Raw genomic sequence first — 18,590 nt, forward strand, 5'->3', positions numbered from 1 at the left:
AAATCAACAAAAGTACAAAAAAAACCTACAATCAGATAACGTAGATAACGGTAAAGCGAGAGGTAAAATTAAATGGCTTCCCACCTACCCGAAGCACCGCATGGAAGGACGAGTCCGCTTTCCGATACTGGAAGTCCGATTTCGGAAGATTCTACAGTTCCATGGAAGTGCTTTAACTCTGTGGCGAGCATGTAGGTCAGTACTGCCGGTGCAAGCCCGGTTGTGTAGGAATTGATCAGGAAAAACAGTGGATTGTCTGACAGGATCTTTGTACAGAGTTTCACGAGTGGATGAATGGCATCCTCGATTTTCCAAATTTCTCCTTTTGGACCTCTTCCGTAAGATGGAGGATCCATGATGATCGCATCGTATGTGTTGCCGCGGCGGATCTCACGCTCAACAAATTTGACACAGTCGTCCACGAGCCAGCGGATCGGTGCATCTTTTAAGCCGGAAGAAACAGCATTTTCCTTTGCCCAGTTTACCATTCCTTTTGAGGCATCTACATGTGTGACATGTGCTCCCGCAGCAGCAGCAGCAAGTGTTGCACCGCCGGTGTAGGCAAAAAGATTCAGTACTTTGATCGGACGCCCGGCATTTTTAATCTTTTCAGAAAACCAGTCCCAGTTTGCAGCTTGTTCCGGGAACAGTCCTGTATGCTTGAAACTGAACGGTTTCAGATTGAAGGTGAGCGTTCCATAATGAATCTGCCATTGTTGAGGGAGGTCAAAAAATTCCCATTCACCGCCTCCTTTTGAACTTCTGTGATAGTGGCCATTCATATGTTTCCAGCCTTTGTGTGACTTTGGAGTATCCCAGATAACCTGCGGATCCGGACGGACCAGCAGATAGTCTCCCCAACGCTCTAGTTTTTCCCCGTTTGAACAGTCAATAACTTCATAATCTTTCCAGTGATCTGCAATCCACATATTTTTATTCCTTTCTGTTGTTCGTTTTCTCTTAGAATAGTTAAGTTTGCTATTTCAATGTCAGGCACGTTTGTTCCATTCAGGAATTTTACATGCTGTTTTTTGAGTATTGATTTTACGTTTCTTCTTATATTCTCATAGAATCCGACTTTTTTCAATGATTTTGCAGGAAGAACCGTAGAATTGGGGAAATTGGAGGAAAAATGTAGAAAATTAGGTTTACCAAAGTGAAAAACAGTGATAGAATGTATCTATAAGTGAAGAAGAAGGGGCACTTGAAAAAAAGAAAGGTGGATATGAAAATGATTACAGTAAATGCGATGGGTGATAACTGCCCGATTCCAGTAATTAAAACAAAAAAGGCAATGCAGGAGATCACAGGTCCTGAGACGATAGAAGTACTTGTGGACAATGAGATCGCTGTTCAGAACGTGACGAAGATGGCAGTTAGCTCAGGGGGAAATGTAACTTCTGAAAAATTGGGAGAGAAAGAATTTAAAGTGACGATCCAGATGAACGGTGCAGTAGCCAAGGAAGCAGGAGAGGAAGCAGTATGTACACCAGATCGTAAGGGAGATACGATTGTTGTGATCGCTTCTGACAAAATGGGAAGCGGTAATGATGAACTCGGAAAGGTACTGATCAAAGGATTTATTTTTGCGGTGACACAGCTGGAAGAATTGCCAAAGGCGATGATCTTCTACAATGGAGGGGCAACTTTGACAGCAGAAGGTTCGGATTCTCTGGAAGATTTAAAGAGTTTGGAAGCGCAGGGTGTTGAGATTCTGACATGCGGAACATGTCTGAATTATTACGGCCTGACAGATAAGCTGGAAGTAGGATCTGTGACAAATATGTATACAATCGTGGAGAAGATGGCAGAGGCAGGAAAGATCATTCAGCCTTAGCAAGCAAAAAGAGGTTTTATTTCATATAAGGAAAATCCGGCTGAAGGAGAAATAAAAGTAAAAGACAGAGAGAAGGAGAACAAAAAAGCGATGAAAAAAGACGTGAAATTAACGCAGTTGACGAAGACGGCGGGTTGAGCTGCCAAGATAGGTCCAGAGACACTTGCCCAGGTGTTGGGTAAGCTACCAAAATTTCATGATGACAATCTGCTCGTCGGCATCGAGACGTCCGATGATGCGGCAATCTATAAAGTGACAGAGGATATTGCACTGATTCAGACCGTGGACTTCTTCACTCCAATTGTGGATGACCCCTATACTTTCGGTCAGATTGCAGCGGCAAATTCTCTCAGCGATGTTTATGCGATGGGAGGGGAACCGAAGATTGCGCTGAATATCGTAGGATTTCCGAATTGTCTGGATCCGGCGGTGTTGGGAGAGATCCTGGCAGGAGGAGCAGATAAAGTGAAAGAGGCAGGAGCGGTACTCGTAGGAGGACACTCTGTGCAGGATGATGAGCCAAAATATGGACTTTGTGTATCCGGTTTTGTTCATCCGAAGAAGATTTTTAAAAATTACGGATGCAGACCGGGGGATATACTGATCTTGACAAAGCAGATCGGTACTGGAATCGTCAACACGGCGATCAAAGCGGAGATGGCATCGGAAGCTGCTGTCAAAGAAGCAGTGACGGTGATGGCATCTCTGAATAAGAAGGCAAAGGAAGTTGTAGAAAAATATGATGTGTCAGCCTGCACCGATATTACAGGATTTGGACTGTTAGGTCACTGTGTCGAGATGGCGTCGGCAAGTGAAGTTACCTTTGAATTGCATGTGGAAGACATCGCCTATCTGGAAGAGGCGATCTCATACGCACAGATGGGGCTGATTCCGGCAGGAGCTTATAAGAACCGCGGATATTCGATCGATCAGGTAGACTGTGGAACCGTTGCAGAACATTATGTAGATCTTCTGTATGATCCACAGACATCAGGCGGTCTTTTAGTCAGTGTCTCCCCAGAGCAGGCAGAAGAAATGATAAAAGATTTTGCAGAAAAGGGAATGGATACGAAAATATCAATAATTGGAAAGGTACTGGAAAAAGGTGAAAAACTGATTCACCTGAAGTAAGGAAAGTAAAATGAATAAGAATTTATTATACCGCAGGATACCGAAGGTAGATGTACTGTTGGAAGACGAAAAGATTCGGGAGCTGACAGAGCAGTACAGTTACGATACCGTGCTGGAAGCGGTGCGGGAGGAGTTGGATAAACTCCGGGCGTTGATCGGAACATGCGAAGACGAAGCAGAAGGAATCCGGGAGATTGAACAATTGTCTGTACGGATTCAGGAGGCAGTAAAGGCGATGCATACGCCGAATATGCGTACAGTGATCAACGGAACCGGAACAATTTTGCATACAAACCTTGGACGTGCACCGATTGGGGAGCGTCATATGAGACACATTGCGGATATTGCAATGAATTATTCTAATTTGGAATATAACCTGGAAGCAGGAGCAAGAGGGGAACGTTATTCGCATTTTGAAAAATTACTTTGCAAAATTACCGGAGCAGAGGCGGCGATGGCGGTGAATAACAATGCGGCGGCAGTTATGCTGATCCTGAGCACAATGGGAAAAGGAAAAGAAGTGATCGTCTCTCGGGGAGAACTTGTAGAGATCGGCGGAAAATTCCGGATTCCCGATGTGATGGAGCAGAGTGGAGCAACGCTTGTAGAGGTCGGTACGACAAATAAGACGCATTATACAGATTATGAAAATGCGATCACAGAGGAGACGGCAGCGCTGTTAAAAGTACATACAAGTAACTACCGAATCGTTGGATTTACAGATAACGTAAGTATCGCAGAACTTGTTCCGCTTGGGAAAGAGCGGGAGATTCCTGTAATCGAAGATCTTGGCAGCGGTGTGCTGATCGATCTTAGTAAATATGGACTGACCTATGAGCCGACCGTACAGGATTCTGTGCGAAATGGTGCAGATGTCGTGTGCTTCAGCGGGGATAAGTTGCTCGGAGGTCCGCAGGCGGGGATTATTGTCGGCAAGAAGAAATATATTGACCAGATGAAGAAAAATCAGCTGACGAGAGCGCTTCGGATTGATAAGTTTACAGCGGCAACGCTGGAGGTCGTTTTACAGGAGTATTTATCTGAGGAAAAAGCAATCCAGAATATTCCGGCACTTCGCATGATCACAAAAGAGATCGAAGAGATTACAAGAGATGCGCAGGAATTGGAAGCACTGTTACAGCAGGCAGAATTGCCGGCTCAGATTCAGATGGAGCCATGTGAGTCACAGATTGGAGGAGGATCTCTGCCGTTGGAGCGGATTCCAAGTATGGCTGTGACGATTCATCCGGAAAAGATTACGACAGCAGAGTTGGAACTTCGGCTGAGACATATGTCTGTTCCGATGATCGTGCGTACAATGAATGACAAGATTGTGATCGATGTGCGCACAGTGGATAAGAAATGGTATCCGAAGATCGCAAAGATGCTCAAAGAAGAAGAGATATTGGAGTAAGGGGAAGCAAAGAGATTCGCCTGAATCAGAAAAAAGGGGATCGGCAAAGATCCCCGAAGGTAGAAAGGCAGTACAGATGAAGAATATCATTATTGGAACCGCAGGTCATATTGACCACGGAAAGACAACTTTGATAAAAGCGCTTACTGGGCGAAATACAGACCGGTGGGAGGAGGAACAGAGGAGAGGGATTACGATCGACCTCGGATTTACTTATTTTGATCTGAAAAACGGGGATCGTGTCGGAATCATCGATGTTCCCGGACATGAAAAATTTATCAACAACATGGTGGCAGGCGTCGTTGGAATGGATCTTGTCATGCTTGTTGTGGCAGCAGATGAAGGAATCATGCCGCAGACGAGAGAACATATGGATATTCTCGGGCTGCTTGGAATTGAAAAAAGCATTCTTGTTATCAACAAATGTGACTTGGTTGATGAGGAGTGGCTGGAACTTGTGGAGGAAGAAATCAAGGAAGAACTGGAAGGCACTTTTCTGGAAGATGCCCCGATCGTAGAAGTATCTGCAGCGACAGGAGAGGGGATTCCACACTTGATCGATGTAATTGAGCAGATGACGGCAAAAGAGGTGGAGCCAAAAGAGATCAACACGATCCCGCGACTTCCGATCGACCGTGCGTTTACTTTATCCGGATTTGGGACAATCATCACAGGAACGCTGCTGACGGGAAGTATCAGCAAGGAAGATGTCCTTGAGATGTATCCGATTGGCAAAGAGTGCCGAATTAGAAGTATTCAAGTGCACGGGCAGGATGTGGACCGCTGTTATGCGGGGCAGCGTGTGGCAATCAATCTCTCGAATGTAAAAAAGAAGGAAATTGCGAGAGGATGTGTGCTGGCACCGCCGAACAGTATGAAAAATACAATGCTTCTTGATGTGAAGCTGAATATGCTCCCATCTTCGATGCGAGTGTTGACCAATCATGCGAGACTGCATTTCTTCACGGGAACAAGTGAAGTGCTCTGTCGGGCAGTACTTCTTGACAAGGAAGATCTGGGACCGGGAGAGAGTGGATATGTGCAGCTTCGTCTGGAAGAAGAGGTGGCATTGCGAAGAGGAGACAAATTTGTTGTCCGTTTCTATTCTCCGATGGAGACAATCGGGGGAGGCGTTGTTCTGGAGCCAAATCCAGAGCGAAAGAAGCGTTTCCAGCAGGATGTGATCGAGGAACTGAAACAGAAAGAATCAGGTTCCTCCGAGGATATTATCGAACTTCATGTCAAGGCGCATGCAGAGACGATGGTAACACTTGGGGAACTTGCGAAATTGACTGCACTTTCTATGGAAGAAGTGGAGGCAGATGTACGATCACTGGAAGCACAGGGAAAAGTATATGTATTCCAGATGAAGAAAGATGTCTATGTATGGCATGCGGCGAGTGAAAGTGCAATGAGAGAGACTTTGTGTGAGACGCTGCGCAGTTATCATAACAGTCATCCGTATCGATATGGTATGAAGAAGGCAGAAGTACATATGACTTATCTGAAGAAAGTCAAGGCGAATGTATTTGACCTTTATATGGAAATGCTTGTGGAGAAAGGCGTATTGAGACGTCACCAGGAATTTTTGGCATTGCCGGAGTTTGAAATTCCAAAAGATGAAAGATATCAGAGACTGCATGATCAGATGATCACTGTGTTTGAAGACGCAAAATTTGATTTCGCGAAATTTTCTGAGATCCCATTTGAGGAGAAGGAACGTCCGATGGCCGAAGATATTGTAATGTTTCTTGTAGATGAGGGAAGTGTGGTAAAGGTGGCAGAGGATCTGTATACAAGGAAGCACTTCATGGAAGAAGCAAGAGAGATTGTGGAAGGAATGCTGAGGGAGCGCGAGATCATCACGATCGCAGAGCTTCGAGATGCACTGAATACGAGTCGCAAGAGTGCGAAGCCGATCATGGAATATATGGACAGCATAAAAGTGACAAAACGAAACGGAACAGAAAGTGAAAGGGTAGCATACGTATGAATTTAAAACAGCTGGAAGCATTTGTGAAGGTTACGGAAGGACGGAGTTTCTCCAAGGCAGCAAAAGAATTATTCCTGACACAGCCGACAATCAGCGCACACATTGCTTCTTTGGAAAAAGAGTTGAATACAAGGCTGTTTGTGAGGAATACAAAAGAGGTCAGCCTCTCAGAAGATGGAACCGTTTTATATGAATATGCAAAGCAGATGGTAGAGCTGGAACGGAAGATAGAATATGCGTTTCTTCATGAAGAAAAAGATGCGCCGCAGTGTATTACGATTGCCGCATCTACGATTCCGGCGCAGTATCTTTTGCCGCGGATTCTGGCAAGATTTAGTGAACGGTATCCGAAAGAACAGTTTAAAGTGATGGAGACTGACAGTGCAAGAGCGATTGAACATGTGATCAATCATACTGCAGACATCGGTTTTACCGGGACGGTGATGGAGAAAAAAAACTGCAAGTACATTCCGTTTTACTGGGATGAACTTGTCGTGATCACACCGAACAATGAAAAATTCCGCAGACTAAGGGAGATTGGTTCCCCACTTGACTGGATCATGAATGAGCCGATCATCATGCGCGAGGAAGGATCAGGAACGCGGAAGGAGGCAGAACGTCAACTTCGGGAAAATGGTATTGAGGTGGAGAGTCTGAATATCATTGCAAGTATTGAGAATACAGAGACCATCAAGCGGTCTGTCGGAAATGGATTGGGTGTGTCTGTGCTGTCAAAGCTCGCAGCACAGGATGAACTGATCCATGGAAGGATATTAAGTTTTTCTCTTCCGTCACAGCGCGGAGGAAGAAATCTGAATATTGTATACAACAAAAATTTTCATCTGCCTCAGGCAGTAGAGAAGTTTATTAAGGTGACAAGAGAGGTTTACCAGACATTTTAGAAGAAAATGCTGGTGGGAACCGCAGGGAATGTGAAAGCTGTTTTCTGCGGTTCTGCAAGAAAAAGAAAGCAGGCAGGTACGGTTATGATATATATGGATAATGCTGCGACGACGATGAGAAAGCCAAAGGAAGTCATCGAGGCAGTCGCAAATGCAATGCAGTGTATGGGAAATGCCGGCAGGGGGGCACATGAGGCATCTTTAGATGCATCGAGAGTGATTTACGATACAAGAGAGCGTCTGGCAAGGCTTTTTGGGGCGGAGAGTCCGAAAAATATTGTATTTACAAATAATTCGACAGAGAGTCTGAACATTGCAATCCGGGGGGTGTTATGTCCGGGGGATCATGTTGTGACGACGATGTTAGAGCACAATTCAGTATTGCGGCCGCTTTATGCAATGGAAGAAAACGGTGTGGAGCTGACGATTGTTTCCAGTGATCCGTCGGGGAATATTTCATACGATGAAATGGAAGCGGCGATTCGTCCACACACAAAGGCGATCGTTTGCACAAATGGCTCAAATCTGTCAGGGAATATGATTGATATTGCTCGTGTGGGAGAAATTGCGAAGAGACATGAGGTGCTTTTGATTGTCGATGCTTCACAGACGGCAGGGGTATATCCGATCGATGTACAGCAGATGCAGATTGATATTTTATGTTTTACTGGACATAAATCCTTGTTAGGTCCGCAGGGAACCGGGGGAATGTATGTCCGCACAGGATTGGAAGTCCGCCCACTCAAGTGTGGCGGCAGTGGTGTCGATACTTACAATAAGCATCATCCGAAAGAAATGCCTACTGCTTTGGAGGCAGGGACACTAAACGGACACGGAATCGCAGGACTTGGAGCTGCAGTGAAATATCTGGAGGAGACGGGGATTGATCAGATCCGGGAGAAGGAACTTCAGTATATGTGGCAGTTCTATCACGGGGTGAAAAAGATTCCGAATGTAAAAATCTACGGGGATTTCTCGACAGAGCGACGCTGTCCGATCGTGACGTTGAATATTGGGGAGTATGATTCTTCAGAAGTCAGCGATGAGCTTCTGATGACCTACGGGATTTCTACAAGACCGGGGGCACACTGTGCGCCGCTGATGCATGAAGCGTTTGGAACGGTTGAACAAGGGGCAGTACGCTTCAGCTTCTCACATTATAATACAGAAGAAGAAGTAGAGACAGCGATCCAGGCAATCCGGGAACTGGCAGAAGAGTAGATGCAGAGACAATAAAATAAAAAGAAAGTAAGTAGAAAACATGAGAAAGAAAGAATTGAAACTAGTGATCACCTTCCATACAACAGCAGATGCGATGGCGATGGAGAAAGCATGTAAGGAGCATGGAGCTGCCGGAAGATTGATCCCGGTTCCGCGCACGATTTCAGCGGGCTGTGGGTTGTCTTGGTGTGCAGATCTGACAGAGCGGGAAGCGTTAAAAAGTGTTATGGAGAAAGTCGGACTTCAAGAAGAAGAGATGCATGAGTGCATGGTATAAGAAGGAACAGAAATAAAAATTGTGAGGGTATCGCCCAATCATCTAATTGAATGATTGGGCAATACCCTCAATTTTTTTATTATATTCTGCAAACATTCTTTCTTCGTTTGTGTTAATTTTTTGCGAGGAACTGTGCCAGTGTCCCCGGCAGAAGTTCTGCGCTGTATTTGCTTAGAGAGTAAGATCCCTGGCAGAGCAGCCAGTCGTAGATCAGTGAGCGTTCATACATCGTGTAGAGATGAACAAGTTCGTTTACGGAACGGTCAGAAGTAAACTCCCCACGGTTTTGTGCAGTTTCGATGATTTCCCGGATGCAGGTGAAATAGAATCGCTGATCATCCAGAAGTGCACGTTGGTCTCTTGTCGTCAGCTGCGAGGAGTAGAGCAGTGTCAGAAGTTCCATATCCACGCTTGTCTCGATCATCAGGAACAGTTCATAATTCAAATAGAGAAGTTTGTCAGCGGCAGAAAGAGTTGGATCCATCGATGTGACAAGCTCTTCGTATTTATCATCAAACAGATAGGCAAGTGAGCCGAGCAGGGCATCTTTTCCTTTAAAATAATGATAAAAGCTGCCTTTGGATGTTCGGGAGGCAGTGATGATATCATCGATTGTCGTTGCGTGATATCCTTTTTTGTAGAAAAGGTTCCATGCAGCTTTTACAATCTTACTCTTTGTCGTCTGTCGTTTTCTAGGCATAAGCTGCCTCCTTTCTTTTTGTGTGAAGATTACCCAACTTGGAACCCATACTTTAGCGGATCATCCGGATCGATCACATAGGTTGCTTCTCCGGTAATGTAGGCACTTCCGGTAATCTGTGGGATGATTGCTTTGTAGTTCCCGACAGTTGTTTCCCCTTTGACGATTCCGGTAAATTTAGAGCCGATGAAACTTTCATATACAAAAGGTTCGTTCATGCCGATTTGGCCGTGGGCATACAGTGCGGCAAGCTTTGCGCTTGTTCCGGTTCCGCAAGGAGAACGGTCAGCCATGTGGTCTCCAAAGATTACGACATTTTTCATGGTGCATCCAGGGGTTGTCGTAGAACAGTACAGTTCTGCGAGATCCACAGAAGTAATATCAAGTGTAGGGTGTTTGATTTTTACTTCTTCATTGACCTGTTTTACAAGCTGCATTCCAAAACGTGTCAGCTCCTGGATGTTTTCCGGTGTGACTGTCTTGCCGATCTGTGAGAGATCTACGAGAGCGAAAAAGCTTCCGCCGAAGGAAATATCGTACTTGATTTTTTTGCCGTCAATCACCGTTGTAAGATTTTCTTTATATAAGAAAGCAGGAACATTTGTGAGTGTGACGTTTAAGACTTTTCCATTTTTGACTTCTGCTTTTGTTCGGATCAATCCGGCAGGAGCATCCAATACCACTTCTGTATAAGGTTCCTTTGCCTCGACAAGCCCGGTTTCGATGAGTGCAGTGACAGAGCCGATGGTTCCGTGGCCGCACATATTCAGATATTCTCCGGTGTCCATGAAGATGACGCCAAAATCTGCTTCCGGATGGATCGGATCGGTCAGAAGTGCACCAAACATATCGTGATGTCCGCGCGGTTCGAACATTAGGGCAGTGCGGTATTTGTCATAATGTTTTGCGAGATAGTTCTTGCGCTCGATCATCGTATCTCCCTTTAATGGGGGGAATCCGGACAAAATAATTCGCGTAAATTCTCCTACGGTATGTGTGTCGATTGCTTTGAAAGCGGCCTCGAAAGAGTCCGTGTTTAAATGTGGATTGATTTCCATTGCGGTACCTCCGAAATTTTTATGTCAGCTGTATATAAGATAGCAGACTTGTTAATAGAATAAATACTAGAACGCAGTTCAGTTTTCTAATAGTATTATCAATGAAAAGTCCTAAAAAGTCAATGGAAAGTGGGAGTTTGAAAGAATAAATAAAATGAAAAAAGTTGGAATTTACTATTGAAAAACAGATAGGTTTGTGATAAAGTAAATGAGCAGAGAAAAATGCATATCTGGGGGTAGATGGGTAACTGGTGTGCCTCCTAGTCTTCAAAACTAGTGTGGGGCGTTAGGAGCGTCCCGGGTGGGTTCGATTCCCACATGCCTCCGCCAAAAGGAGAAAAGTTCCAGATGCATCCGCAGTCCGACTGAGAAGTCGAGAGAAGCTGTGGTTCCGGAAGATGCATTGCGTAGAATGTAAAGCACAGATGTCTTTGAGTGGCTTACATATAGATGTGCAGACTGGAATGGATATAGATGGTCAGTGATGACCGAGAACAGAATAGAGAATGCAGGGCTGTTGCTGTCAGAATACAGGGGCAGGCTTGATTAAATGATGAATGAAAAAGCTGAGTATTATACTCAGCTTTTAGTGAATACAGATAAAGGAGTCGAGAGCAGTGGGACGGGTACATATTTTATTAAAGCAGCATGTGGGGGCACCATGCAAGGCTGTCACGGAGCCGGGGGCGGATGTACAGAGAGGGACATTGATCGCAGTTCCGGACGGGCTTGGTGCCAATATATTTTCTAGTGTCTGTGGAGTTGTGGAGTCGGTAACTGACACGGAGATCGTCATTCGCAAGAAGGAAGAACAGCCAGAAAGTTATGTGAAGATTCCGGAAGGAACGAAGGCTGAGATGGTAGCCTATGCTGGTATCACCGGAATGGGCGGCGCGGGATTTCCGACAGCAGTGAAACTTTCTGCAGATTTGCACGGGGGATATATTCTTGTCAATGCGGCAGAATGCGAGCCGGGACTTTGTCATAACATCCGACAGATTGAAGAACAGTGTGACAAGATCATAAGGGGAGTAAAATATTGCATGGAGCTGACAAATGCATCCAGGGCGATTTTTGCAATTAAGAAAAAAAATGAAAAGGCAGTTCGCGTTTTAAAAGAAGCACTGAAAGAAGAGGAAGAAATCACACTTCATCTCTTGCCGGATATTTATCCAATGGGAGAAGAACGAGCAGTTGTAAGAGAGTGTCTTGGAGTGGAACTTGGAGTGGATCAGCTTCCGACGGCAGCAGATGCAGTTGTAATCAACGTAGAGACTGTTTCTAGAGTGGCAGAGGCGATCGATGAGAGAAAGCCATGTTTTTCCAAGAATGTAACTGTCGTAGGAAAGTTAAACGGCGGCGAAGAGCCACATGTCTTTTTAGATGTTCCGATCGGGACGAGTATCGGGGAACTGATTGAGCGTGCAGGAGGGATTAATGGAATTTACGGAGAGATTATCGTGGGAGGACCATTTACCGGGCATGCAGCGCAGGAGGATACCCCGGTGACAAAGACAACCGGAGGGGTGATCGTGACGATTGATCTTCCAGATCTTCATGGGGCGCCGGTAGGACTTCTTGTCTGTGCCTGTGGTGGGACAGAGGAGCGTATGCGCGATATCTGTGCGAAGATGAATGGCAAGGTTGTATCGGTTGCGAGATGTAAGCAGGCCGTTGAGATGAAAAATGGTGCGTTAAAATGTGAGCGCCCGGGAAACTGTCCGGGACAGGTGAAAAACAGCATCCAGTTTAAGAAAGATGGATGTGAGTACATTATAATAGGAAACTGTTCGGACTGTTCCAACACAGTGATGGGATCTGCGCCAAAGATGGGGCTGAAAGTATTCCACCAGACAGATCACGTGATGCGGACAATTCACCATCCGCTGTACAGACACTTAAGAGTATCAAAGAAAGTAGAACAGGATATTTAATCTGCTTTCCGGTCTGGTGGACCGGGAAGCATTCATATAAGGAGGGACATGTTATGTCAATTACAGCAGAAACAGCAAAAGAACATGCGAAGGATCCAGCGGTGCTTTGCTGCCGGGCGGAAGCGGGGATTACGATTGGTGTTGAGAATCTGGAAGATCCAACGATTTTTGATGATCTTGTAGACTCTGGGCTTTTAAATCTGGACGGAGTTCTGACGATCGAGCAGATTCTTGGGGCGACATTGACGAAGACTTGTGATTCACTGACGCCACTTACACCGGATGTGGTAGCAGGAATCAAGGAAGTGGAACAGGAGATGGCTGTTGAAGAGCCTGAAGAAACAGAGGCAGAGCAAAAAGAGGAAGTGGCATCCAGTCAGAGTATTGTCACAACAGCTGGCGGTGTGTTAAAAATTCACATTGGAAAGGGAAAAGATATTGACATCGAAATTCCGACAGGAATCACAGCGGGTGCTGCAGGTGTGCAAATGCCAGCGATGCAGCCGGCTTCTGTTGTGCCGGTTGCAGCGGCGCCGGCAGCGGAAGAGAAACCTGAGAAGGTTATCAGAAGCCTGACAAGAAAGCATTTTAAAATTACAGAAGTAAAACGTGGACCGGAGACAAAGATCGAGGGAACTGTTTTATATATTCGAGAAGGGATTGAGGAGGAAGCAGCAGCTTCCCAGGAACTTGTCAATAGTCTGAAGATTGATATCATCACACCGGAACAGTATCATACATACTCTGAGACGATTATGGATGTACAGCCGATCGCAGCCAAAGAAGGGGAAGATGAGATTGGATCCGGTACAACAAGAGTGCTTGACGGCGTTGTTGTTATGGTGACAGGTACCGATGCAAATGGTGTTCAGATTGGAGAGTTTGGATCTTCTGAAGGAATTTTAGATGAAAATATTATGTGGGGAAGACCGGGAGCGCCGGAGAAAGGTGAAATCTTCATTAAGACAGAAGTGGTCATCAAAGAAGGTACGAATATGGAACGTCCGGGACCGCTTGCGGCCCACACTGCAACGGATGTGATCACACAGGAGATCCGCCTTGCCCTGAAGAAACTGGATGATACACTTGTTATTGATACAGAAACATTTGAACAGGTGAGAAGACCTGGTAAGAAAAAAGTTGTGATCGTAAAAGAAATTATGGGACAGGGAGCGATGCATGACAATCTGATTCTTCCGGTAGAGCCGGTTGGTGTCCTTGGAGCAAAACCAAATGTAGACCTTGGAAATGTTCCGGTTATGGTATCTCCGCTTGAGGTACTTGACGGATGTATTCATGCGCTGACGTGCATTGGACCTGCATCAAAGGAAATGTCAAGACATTACTGGAGAGAGCCTCTTGTACTGGAAACCTTGTATGACAAAGAACTGGATCTCTGCGGCGTTATTTTTGTAGGAAGTCCTCAGATCAATTCGGAGAAATTCTACGTGTCAAAGCGTGTCGGAATGATGTGCGAAGCTCTGGATGTAGACGGAGCATTTGTCACAACCGAAGGGTTTGGAAACAATCACATCGATTTTGCAAGCCACATTGAACAGATTGGTATGAGAGGAATTTCTGTAGTTGGGATGTCGTTCTGTGCAGTGCAGGGAGCGCTTGTTGTCGGAAATAAATATATGACCAATATGGTTGATAACAATAAATCGGAATCCGGAATCGAGAATGAAGTGCTCGCATGCAATACACTCTGTCATGAAGATGCAATTCGTGCGCTTTATATGCTGAAAGCGGATATGGCGGGAGAAGAGATCAAGAAGCCGGAGAAAAAATGGAATCCAAATGTGAAGGAAAATAATGTGGAGCTGATCTCTAATGTAACTGGAAAACCGGTAGAACTTGTGGCAAATGAACAGTCTCTGCCAATGAGCCAGAAGCGAAAAGAAAAATACGACTAAAATTTTGCGGCAGCCAGAAACTGTCGGAAAGTCGATAGCAGGTGATGACATGAAGTATGGGGATAAGATCATTCGGATGGAAGGGGTGATCGTGGAGGTACATGATGGCTGTGTGGGGATTGATTTGAAAGGTCGTCTCGGCTATCTGAAAGTACCGATGCGGATGTTGATCACAGACTATCCGGTGAAGGTGGGACAGGAAGTTGCATGGAACATGAGTTTTGTGGAACAGATGGGTCCTGAGATCAATGAAAAATATATGAGCAATCTGATGACGTATCAGAAGCGTCAGGAAAAAATGCGTGCGAACAATAGAGACGATGAGGAGGTAACGCAATGAGCTTAACAGTAGTGAAAGGTATGCAGTCGGAAATCTTTGTTCCGATCACACCGCCGGCTGTATGGACTCCGGTGAAGAAAGAGCTGAAAGATATGACGATCGCGCTGGCAACAGCAGCGGGTGTTCACCATAAAAGCGATGAGAGATTTAATCTTGCAGGTGATTTTACCTGGAGAAAAATCACAGATCAGATGAAATCCGATGAATTGATGGTATCCCACGGTGGATATGACAATGGGGATGTCAATAAAGACATCAACTGTATGTTTCCGATTGACCGTATCCATGAACTGGCGAAGGAAGGATTTATCAAAGCGTGCGCGCCAGTGCATGCCGGATTTATGGGAGGCGGCGGAAATCAGGAGAAGTTTAAACATGAGACAGGCCCTGCGATCGCTCAGATGTTTAAAGAGGAAGGCGTAGATGCAGTGATCCTTACTGCTGGTTGAGGTACCTGCCACCGCTCTGCAGTACTGGTGCAGAGAGCGATTGAGGAAGCGGGAATTCCGACAATTATTATTGCGGCACTTCCGCCGGTTGTACGTCAGGCTGGAACCCCTCGTGCGGTAGCGCCGCTTGTTCCGATGGGAGCAAATGCGGGAGCGCCGAACGATGTAGAGATGCAGACTGCAATCGTAAAAGCGACATTGGAACAGCTCATAGAGATTGAAACTCCTGGAAAGATTGTTCCGCTTCCATTTGAATATGTAGCGAAAGTATAATTGTGTGTAATATCATATGAAAAAAGAAAACGTGTATGAGAACTATTTCTGGTAGAGTGAGTATCAAAGGAACGATGCGAAGAAAGAGAATGGGAATTCATACACGTTTTTTAATTGCTTTTTGTAATAGGTGTGAAGAGAAAAGCAGATGTGAAAGGAAGGGGAAAGAAAAGTGGAAGAAATTAGAAAACGGCGTCTTGTCATTAAAGCTTTTCATGCAGAAACTGTCCGGGAGGGGCAAGAAAATCGGATCACAAGGGCGAGGGAGATAGAAGTAGCACCAGAATCTTTTGCAGAAAAAGCGGATCATGAGATGATTGAACAGATTCGTATTCGGCTTGTGCATCCAGATCAGTATCAGGAGGAGACAAATAGCATTATGGATGTAATTCCGATTTCAGCAAAAGTACTAGGAGAAATCGGTGAGGGAGTGACACACACCGTGACAGGAGCTTATGTATTGTTAACCGGGGTGGATGTAGATGGAATCCAGACAGCGGAATTTGGATCATCGGAAGGGGTGATCGAGGAGCAGATCGCATGGGGGAAAGCTGGAACACCTAAGCGGGGAGATGAACTGATTTTGTTTGAGGTGACGTTCTGTGCCGGCAAGGGGCAGGATCGTGAGGCGGTCACAAGGGCGCATGCGCTCTGCGATGAATTTGTCCAGCAGTACCGGGAGTGTTTAAAAAAGCTGCGCGGGGAACAGTGTACAGAGCGGAGAGAGTTCTATGATATTGAGAGACCGGGAAGAAAGAAGGTTGTGATTGTAAAACAGGTGGCTGGTCAGGGGGCAATGTATGACATGCAGCTCTTTGCAAAAGAACCATCAGGAATGGCAGGAGGCAGATCTATCATTGATATGGGAAATATGCCTCTGGTCGTAACACCGAATGAATACCGGGATGGAATCTTGCGATCCATGCAGTAAGGAAAGAAGGAGGAAAAAGCGATGGGAATCGGACCGTCTACAAAAGAAACAAGCCTGCATCATTTTCGGGATCCGCTTCTGGATGTAATATCTTCGGATGAAGAACTTGATCTGTTAGGCATTATTATAGTAGGAACTCCTGATAATCAGGAAGAAAAAATGCTCGTAGGAACGAGAGCTGCCGTGTTGGCGGAGAGTATGCGGGCAGATGGGGCAATCATTTCTGCGGATGGATGGGGGAATAGTGATGTGGATTATGTCAATACGGTGGAGCAATTGACAAAGAGAGGAATTGCTGTCTCTGGATTGAAGTTTGTTGGGACTTCCGGCGGTTTTGTTGTGGAGAGCCCGAATCTGAATGCAATCGTAGATATTAATAAGAGTAAGGGTGGTACAGAGACGTGTGTGCTTGGAGAAAATAGTGTGACAGAGCTGGATGCGAGAAAGGCTGCGGCGATGTTAAAGCTAAAGATGAGAAGGGGATAAAGAAAAAGACGAAAAAAGACATGCCTGCAAGATGACTGACTAAGCTGCGGCATGTCTTTCTTCTATATTTATTGAGAGGTTTGTTGCTTTGCAATCCGTTATATTAAAAGAGGGGGAATGGATATTGGATTGAATTTCGCACAAACTGTCTATTGGGGGAAACAGTTTTTTCAAATCCTTGCAAAAGCAACAGTTAGTGGTATAAAGTTATAAAAGATAGGCTGAAAAAAAGACAGTATCCTCCTGAAGATCACCGCCTTTGGTCTGCATCACTAATATAACTTCGGTGATAGTATAAAGCCGGAGTCGAAAATTGTCAATAGGAAAGAAGAAAAAAATTGTACATTAAAAAATACAATAAAAAATCGAAAAAAATGTAAAAAATAGTTGCAAAACTAAAAAGTATCTTGTATACTAAGAGAGCTGTGACATGATAGCGATGAAGCGTGAGGTTGCTGCTTAACATAGCAGGTGTTCCGTGGAGCGAATGTCAAGTTAGGAAACTGGCGACAAGTCACTGTACGAATCAATAACAGCCGATGAAAAACGGTAACAACGTGTGAGAGTTTTATGACACACACGGGAGAGTGTACAGTCACCGCTTGTCGTACTTAAGTTGAATAGTACGAAAAGGAGGCGACTTTTTTTATGGCAAGTCAAGTAATGAGAATCACATTAAAAGCATATGATCATCAGTTAGTAGATGCATCAGCAAAGAAAATTATCGAAACTGTAAAGAAAAATGGAGCACAGGTGAGTGGACCGGTACCACTTCCAACTAAGAAGGAAGTTGTAACAATCTTAAGAGCGGTACACAAATACAAAGATTCCAGAGAGCAGTTCGAACAGAGAACTCATAAGAGACTGATCGATATCACAACACCGACACAGAAAACAGTTGATGCATTATCAAGATTAGAGATGCCGGCTGGTGTTTATATTGATATCAAAATGAAAAACAAATAAGACAGTAACAATCCTATATTTAGGATGAACACATATATTCAGTGTTCCGCTGTAAATCACAGGAGGTAATTATAATGAAGAAAGCTATTTTAGCTACAAAAGTCGGAATGACTCAAATCTTCAACGAAGACGGAGTTTTAACTCCAGTAACTGTACTTCAGGCTGGTCCATGTGTAGTAACACAGATCAAGACAGTTGAGAACGACGGTTACAGCGCTGTTCAGGTTGGTTTCGTTGACAAGAAAGACAAAATCGTTAACGTAGACAAGAACGGTAAGAAAACAATCGTGCACAGACACGGTACAACAAAAGCAGAAAAAGGACATTTTGACAAAGCTGGTGTTTCAAGCAAGAGATTTGTAAGAGAATTCAAATTTGAAAACGCTGACGAGTTCGAATTAGCACAGGAAATCAAAGCTGATATCTTTGCTGCTGGAGATAAAGTAGATGCTACTGCAATCTCTAAAGGTAAAGGATTCCAGGGTGCGATCAAGAGACATAACCAACACAGAGGACCTATGACTCACGGTTCTAAATTCCATCGTCATGCAGGTTCCAATGGTGCTGCATCTGATCCGAGCAAGGTATTCAAAGGAAAGAAGATGCCGGGACACATGGGAAGCAAGAGAATTACAATTCAAAATCTTGAAATCGTAAGAGTAGATGCTGAAAACAACTTAATCTTAGTAAAGGGATCTGTACCGGGACCTAAGAAATCTTTAGTGACAATTAAAGAAAGCGTAAAAGCAATCTAGTCTTTAA

Annotated in this window: 19 protein-coding genes and 1 tRNA gene; 17 read left to right on the top strand and 3 right to left on the bottom strand. The window is 44.9% G+C overall.

From position 1 onward, the window contains the following. Positions 1 to 68: 68 nt before the first annotated feature. Positions 69 to 929, bottom strand: coding sequence for a class I SAM-dependent methyltransferase (locus EDD74_RS10885; protein WP_116441097.1), 861 nt, complete (start codon positions 927 to 929; stop codon positions 69 to 71). A 302-nt stretch (positions 930 to 1,231) separates the two neighbouring features. Between EDD74_RS10885 and yedF the strand changes: the two genes are divergently transcribed. The 7 genes from yedF (at position 1,232) to EDD74_RS10920 (ending at position 8,775) form a co-directional block, all read left to right on the top strand. After that, positions 1,232 to 1,837 (top strand): sulfurtransferase-like selenium metabolism protein YedF, encoded by a 606-nt coding sequence (gene yedF / locus EDD74_RS10890; protein WP_008977018.1) that lies wholly within the window; start codon positions 1,232 to 1,234, stop codon positions 1,835 to 1,837. Positions 1,838 to 1,927: 90 nt separating this feature from the next. Further along, entirely contained in the window at positions 1,928 to 2,968 is a 1,041-nt protein-coding gene (gene selD, locus EDD74_RS10895; protein WP_081636852.1) for a selenide, water dikinase SelD, read from the top strand. Between the two features lie 10 nt (positions 2,969 to 2,978). Next, positions 2,979 to 4,382 (top strand): L-seryl-tRNA(Sec) selenium transferase, encoded by a 1,404-nt coding sequence (gene selA / locus EDD74_RS10900; protein WP_008977016.1) that lies wholly within the window; start codon positions 2,979 to 2,981, stop codon positions 4,380 to 4,382. 76 nt (positions 4,383 to 4,458) lie between these two features. Beyond that, positions 4,459 to 6,375, top strand: a complete 1,917-nt coding sequence (selB, locus tag EDD74_RS10905; protein WP_116441098.1) for a selenocysteine-specific translation elongation factor — start codon at positions 4,459 to 4,461, stop codon at positions 6,373 to 6,375. Then, positions 6,372 to 7,277 (top strand): selenium metabolism-associated LysR family transcriptional regulator, encoded by a 906-nt coding sequence (locus EDD74_RS10910; protein WP_008977014.1) that lies wholly within the window; start codon positions 6,372 to 6,374, stop codon positions 7,275 to 7,277. The genes selB and EDD74_RS10910 overlap by 4 nt, the downstream gene beginning before the upstream one ends. An 84-nt stretch (positions 7,278 to 7,361) precedes the next feature. Further along, complete coding sequence (locus tag EDD74_RS10915; protein WP_174704840.1) at positions 7,362 to 8,498, top strand: aminotransferase class V-fold PLP-dependent enzyme; 1,137 nt, start codon at positions 7,362 to 7,364, stop codon at positions 8,496 to 8,498. A gap of 40 nt (positions 8,499 to 8,538) precedes the next feature. Then, entirely contained in the window at positions 8,539 to 8,775 is a 237-nt protein-coding gene (locus EDD74_RS10920; protein ID WP_008977012.1) for a putative Se/S carrier protein, read from the top strand. A 112-nt stretch (positions 8,776 to 8,887) separates the two neighbouring features. Here the strand turns inward: EDD74_RS10920 and EDD74_RS10925 are convergent, their stop codons facing one another. Both EDD74_RS10925 and EDD74_RS10930 read right to left on the bottom strand, forming a co-directional pair. Beyond that, entirely contained in the window at positions 8,888 to 9,475 is a 588-nt protein-coding gene (locus EDD74_RS10925) for a TetR/AcrR family transcriptional regulator (RefSeq protein ID WP_008977011.1), read from the bottom strand. A 29-nt stretch (positions 9,476 to 9,504) separates the two neighbouring features. Beyond that, the gene (locus tag EDD74_RS10930; RefSeq protein WP_008977010.1) at positions 9,505 to 10,533 is read right to left on the bottom strand and encodes a proline racemase family protein; all 1,029 of its coding nucleotides are present in this window, start codon (positions 10,531 to 10,533) and stop codon (positions 9,505 to 9,507) included. Positions 10,534 to 10,765: 232 nt separating this feature from the next. Here EDD74_RS10930 and EDD74_RS10935 point away from each other — a divergent pair. The 10 genes from EDD74_RS10935 to rplC all read left to right on the top strand — a co-directional run bounded on the left by EDD74_RS10935 (position 10,766) and on the right by rplC (position 18,583). Continuing rightward, positions 10,766 to 10,863: transfer RNA gene (locus EDD74_RS10935), tRNA-Sec, on the top strand. A gap of 287 nt (positions 10,864 to 11,150) precedes the next feature. Then, on the top strand, positions 11,151 to 12,467 hold the full coding sequence (prdC, locus tag EDD74_RS10940) for a proline reductase-associated electron transfer protein PrdC (protein ID WP_242990063.1): 1,317 nt from the start codon (positions 11,151 to 11,153) through the stop codon (positions 12,465 to 12,467). A 53-nt stretch (positions 12,468 to 12,520) separates the two neighbouring features. Further along, entirely contained in the window at positions 12,521 to 14,383 is a 1,863-nt protein-coding gene (gene prdA, locus EDD74_RS10945) for a D-proline reductase (dithiol) proprotein PrdA (protein ID WP_116441101.1), read from the top strand. A 49-nt stretch (positions 14,384 to 14,432) separates the two neighbouring features. After that, complete coding sequence (locus EDD74_RS10950; protein WP_008977007.1) at positions 14,433 to 14,723, top strand: CBO2463/CBO2479 domain-containing protein; 291 nt, start codon at positions 14,433 to 14,435, stop codon at positions 14,721 to 14,723. Further along, a complete protein-coding gene (locus EDD74_RS15740) occupies positions 14,720 to 15,172 on the top strand; it encodes a glycine/sarcosine/betaine reductase selenoprotein B family protein (RefSeq protein ID WP_008977006.1) in 453 nt (150 codons plus the stop codon). Before EDD74_RS10950 ends, EDD74_RS15740 begins: the two co-directional genes overlap by 4 nt. 27 nt (positions 15,173 to 15,199) lie before the next feature. Continuing rightward, positions 15,200 to 15,445: a proline reductase gene (locus EDD74_RS15745; RefSeq protein WP_008977005.1), complete on the top strand. Its 246-nt coding sequence runs from the start codon at positions 15,200 to 15,202 to the stop codon at positions 15,443 to 15,445. A 172-nt stretch (positions 15,446 to 15,617) separates the two neighbouring features. After that, positions 15,618 to 16,376, top strand: coding sequence for a proline reductase cluster protein PrdD (gene prdD, locus EDD74_RS10960; RefSeq protein ID WP_009263323.1), 759 nt, complete (start codon positions 15,618 to 15,620; stop codon positions 16,374 to 16,376). A gap of 21 nt (positions 16,377 to 16,397) precedes the next feature. Then, a complete protein-coding gene (locus EDD74_RS10965; RefSeq protein ID WP_116441102.1) occupies positions 16,398 to 16,862 on the top strand; it encodes a glycine/sarcosine/betaine reductase component B subunit in 465 nt (154 codons plus the stop codon). Positions 16,863 to 17,510: 648 nt separating this feature from the next. Further along, on the top strand, positions 17,511 to 17,828 hold the full coding sequence (gene rpsJ, locus EDD74_RS10970; protein ID WP_004843615.1) for a 30S ribosomal protein S10: 318 nt from the start codon (positions 17,511 to 17,513) through the stop codon (positions 17,826 to 17,828). A gap of 74 nt (positions 17,829 to 17,902) precedes the next feature. Then, positions 17,903 to 18,583: a 50S ribosomal protein L3 gene (gene rplC / locus EDD74_RS10975; protein WP_008977002.1), complete on the top strand. Its 681-nt coding sequence runs from the start codon at positions 17,903 to 17,905 to the stop codon at positions 18,581 to 18,583. Positions 18,584 to 18,590: the final 7 nt, after the last annotated feature.

This window comes from Faecalimonas umbilicata, from assembly GCF_004346095.1.
In the GTDB taxonomy this organism is placed as follows: domain Bacteria; phylum Bacillota; class Clostridia; order Lachnospirales; family Lachnospiraceae; genus Faecalimonas; species Faecalimonas umbilicata.

Coding starts and splice junctions, on each gene's coding strand:
- EDD74_RS10925 (WP_008977011.1), bottom strand. CDS start 9,475: ATGCCTAGAAAACGACAGACGACAAAGAGTAAGATTGTAAAAGCTGCA.
- EDD74_RS10930 (WP_008977010.1), bottom strand. CDS start 10,533: ATGGAAATCAATCCACATTTAAACACGGACTCTTTCGAGGCCGCTTTC.
- selA (WP_008977016.1), top strand. CDS start 2,979: ATGAATAAGAATTTATTATACCGCAGGATACCGAAGGTAGATGTACTG.
- EDD74_RS10885 (WP_116441097.1), bottom strand. CDS start 929: ATGTGGATTGCAGATCACTGGAAAGATTATGAAGTTATTGACTGTTCA.
- EDD74_RS10915 (WP_174704840.1), top strand. CDS start 7,362: ATGATATATATGGATAATGCTGCGACGACGATGAGAAAGCCAAAGGAA.
- selB (WP_116441098.1), top strand. CDS start 4,459: ATGAAGAATATCATTATTGGAACCGCAGGTCATATTGACCACGGAAAG.
- EDD74_RS10920 (WP_008977012.1), top strand. CDS start 8,539: ATGAGAAAGAAAGAATTGAAACTAGTGATCACCTTCCATACAACAGCA.
- rplC (WP_008977002.1), top strand. CDS start 17,903: ATGAAGAAAGCTATTTTAGCTACAAAAGTCGGAATGACTCAAATCTTC.
- EDD74_RS10950 (WP_008977007.1), top strand. CDS start 14,433: ATGAAGTATGGGGATAAGATCATTCGGATGGAAGGGGTGATCGTGGAG.
- prdA (WP_116441101.1), top strand. CDS start 12,521: ATGTCAATTACAGCAGAAACAGCAAAAGAACATGCGAAGGATCCAGCG.
- yedF (WP_008977018.1), top strand. CDS start 1,232: ATGATTACAGTAAATGCGATGGGTGATAACTGCCCGATTCCAGTAATT.
- EDD74_RS15740 (WP_008977006.1), top strand. CDS start 14,720: ATGAGCTTAACAGTAGTGAAAGGTATGCAGTCGGAAATCTTTGTTCCG.
- rpsJ (WP_004843615.1), top strand. CDS start 17,511: ATGGCAAGTCAAGTAATGAGAATCACATTAAAAGCATATGATCATCAG.
- EDD74_RS10910 (WP_008977014.1), top strand. CDS start 6,372: ATGAATTTAAAACAGCTGGAAGCATTTGTGAAGGTTACGGAAGGACGG.
- EDD74_RS10965 (WP_116441102.1), top strand. CDS start 16,398: ATGGGAATCGGACCGTCTACAAAAGAAACAAGCCTGCATCATTTTCGG.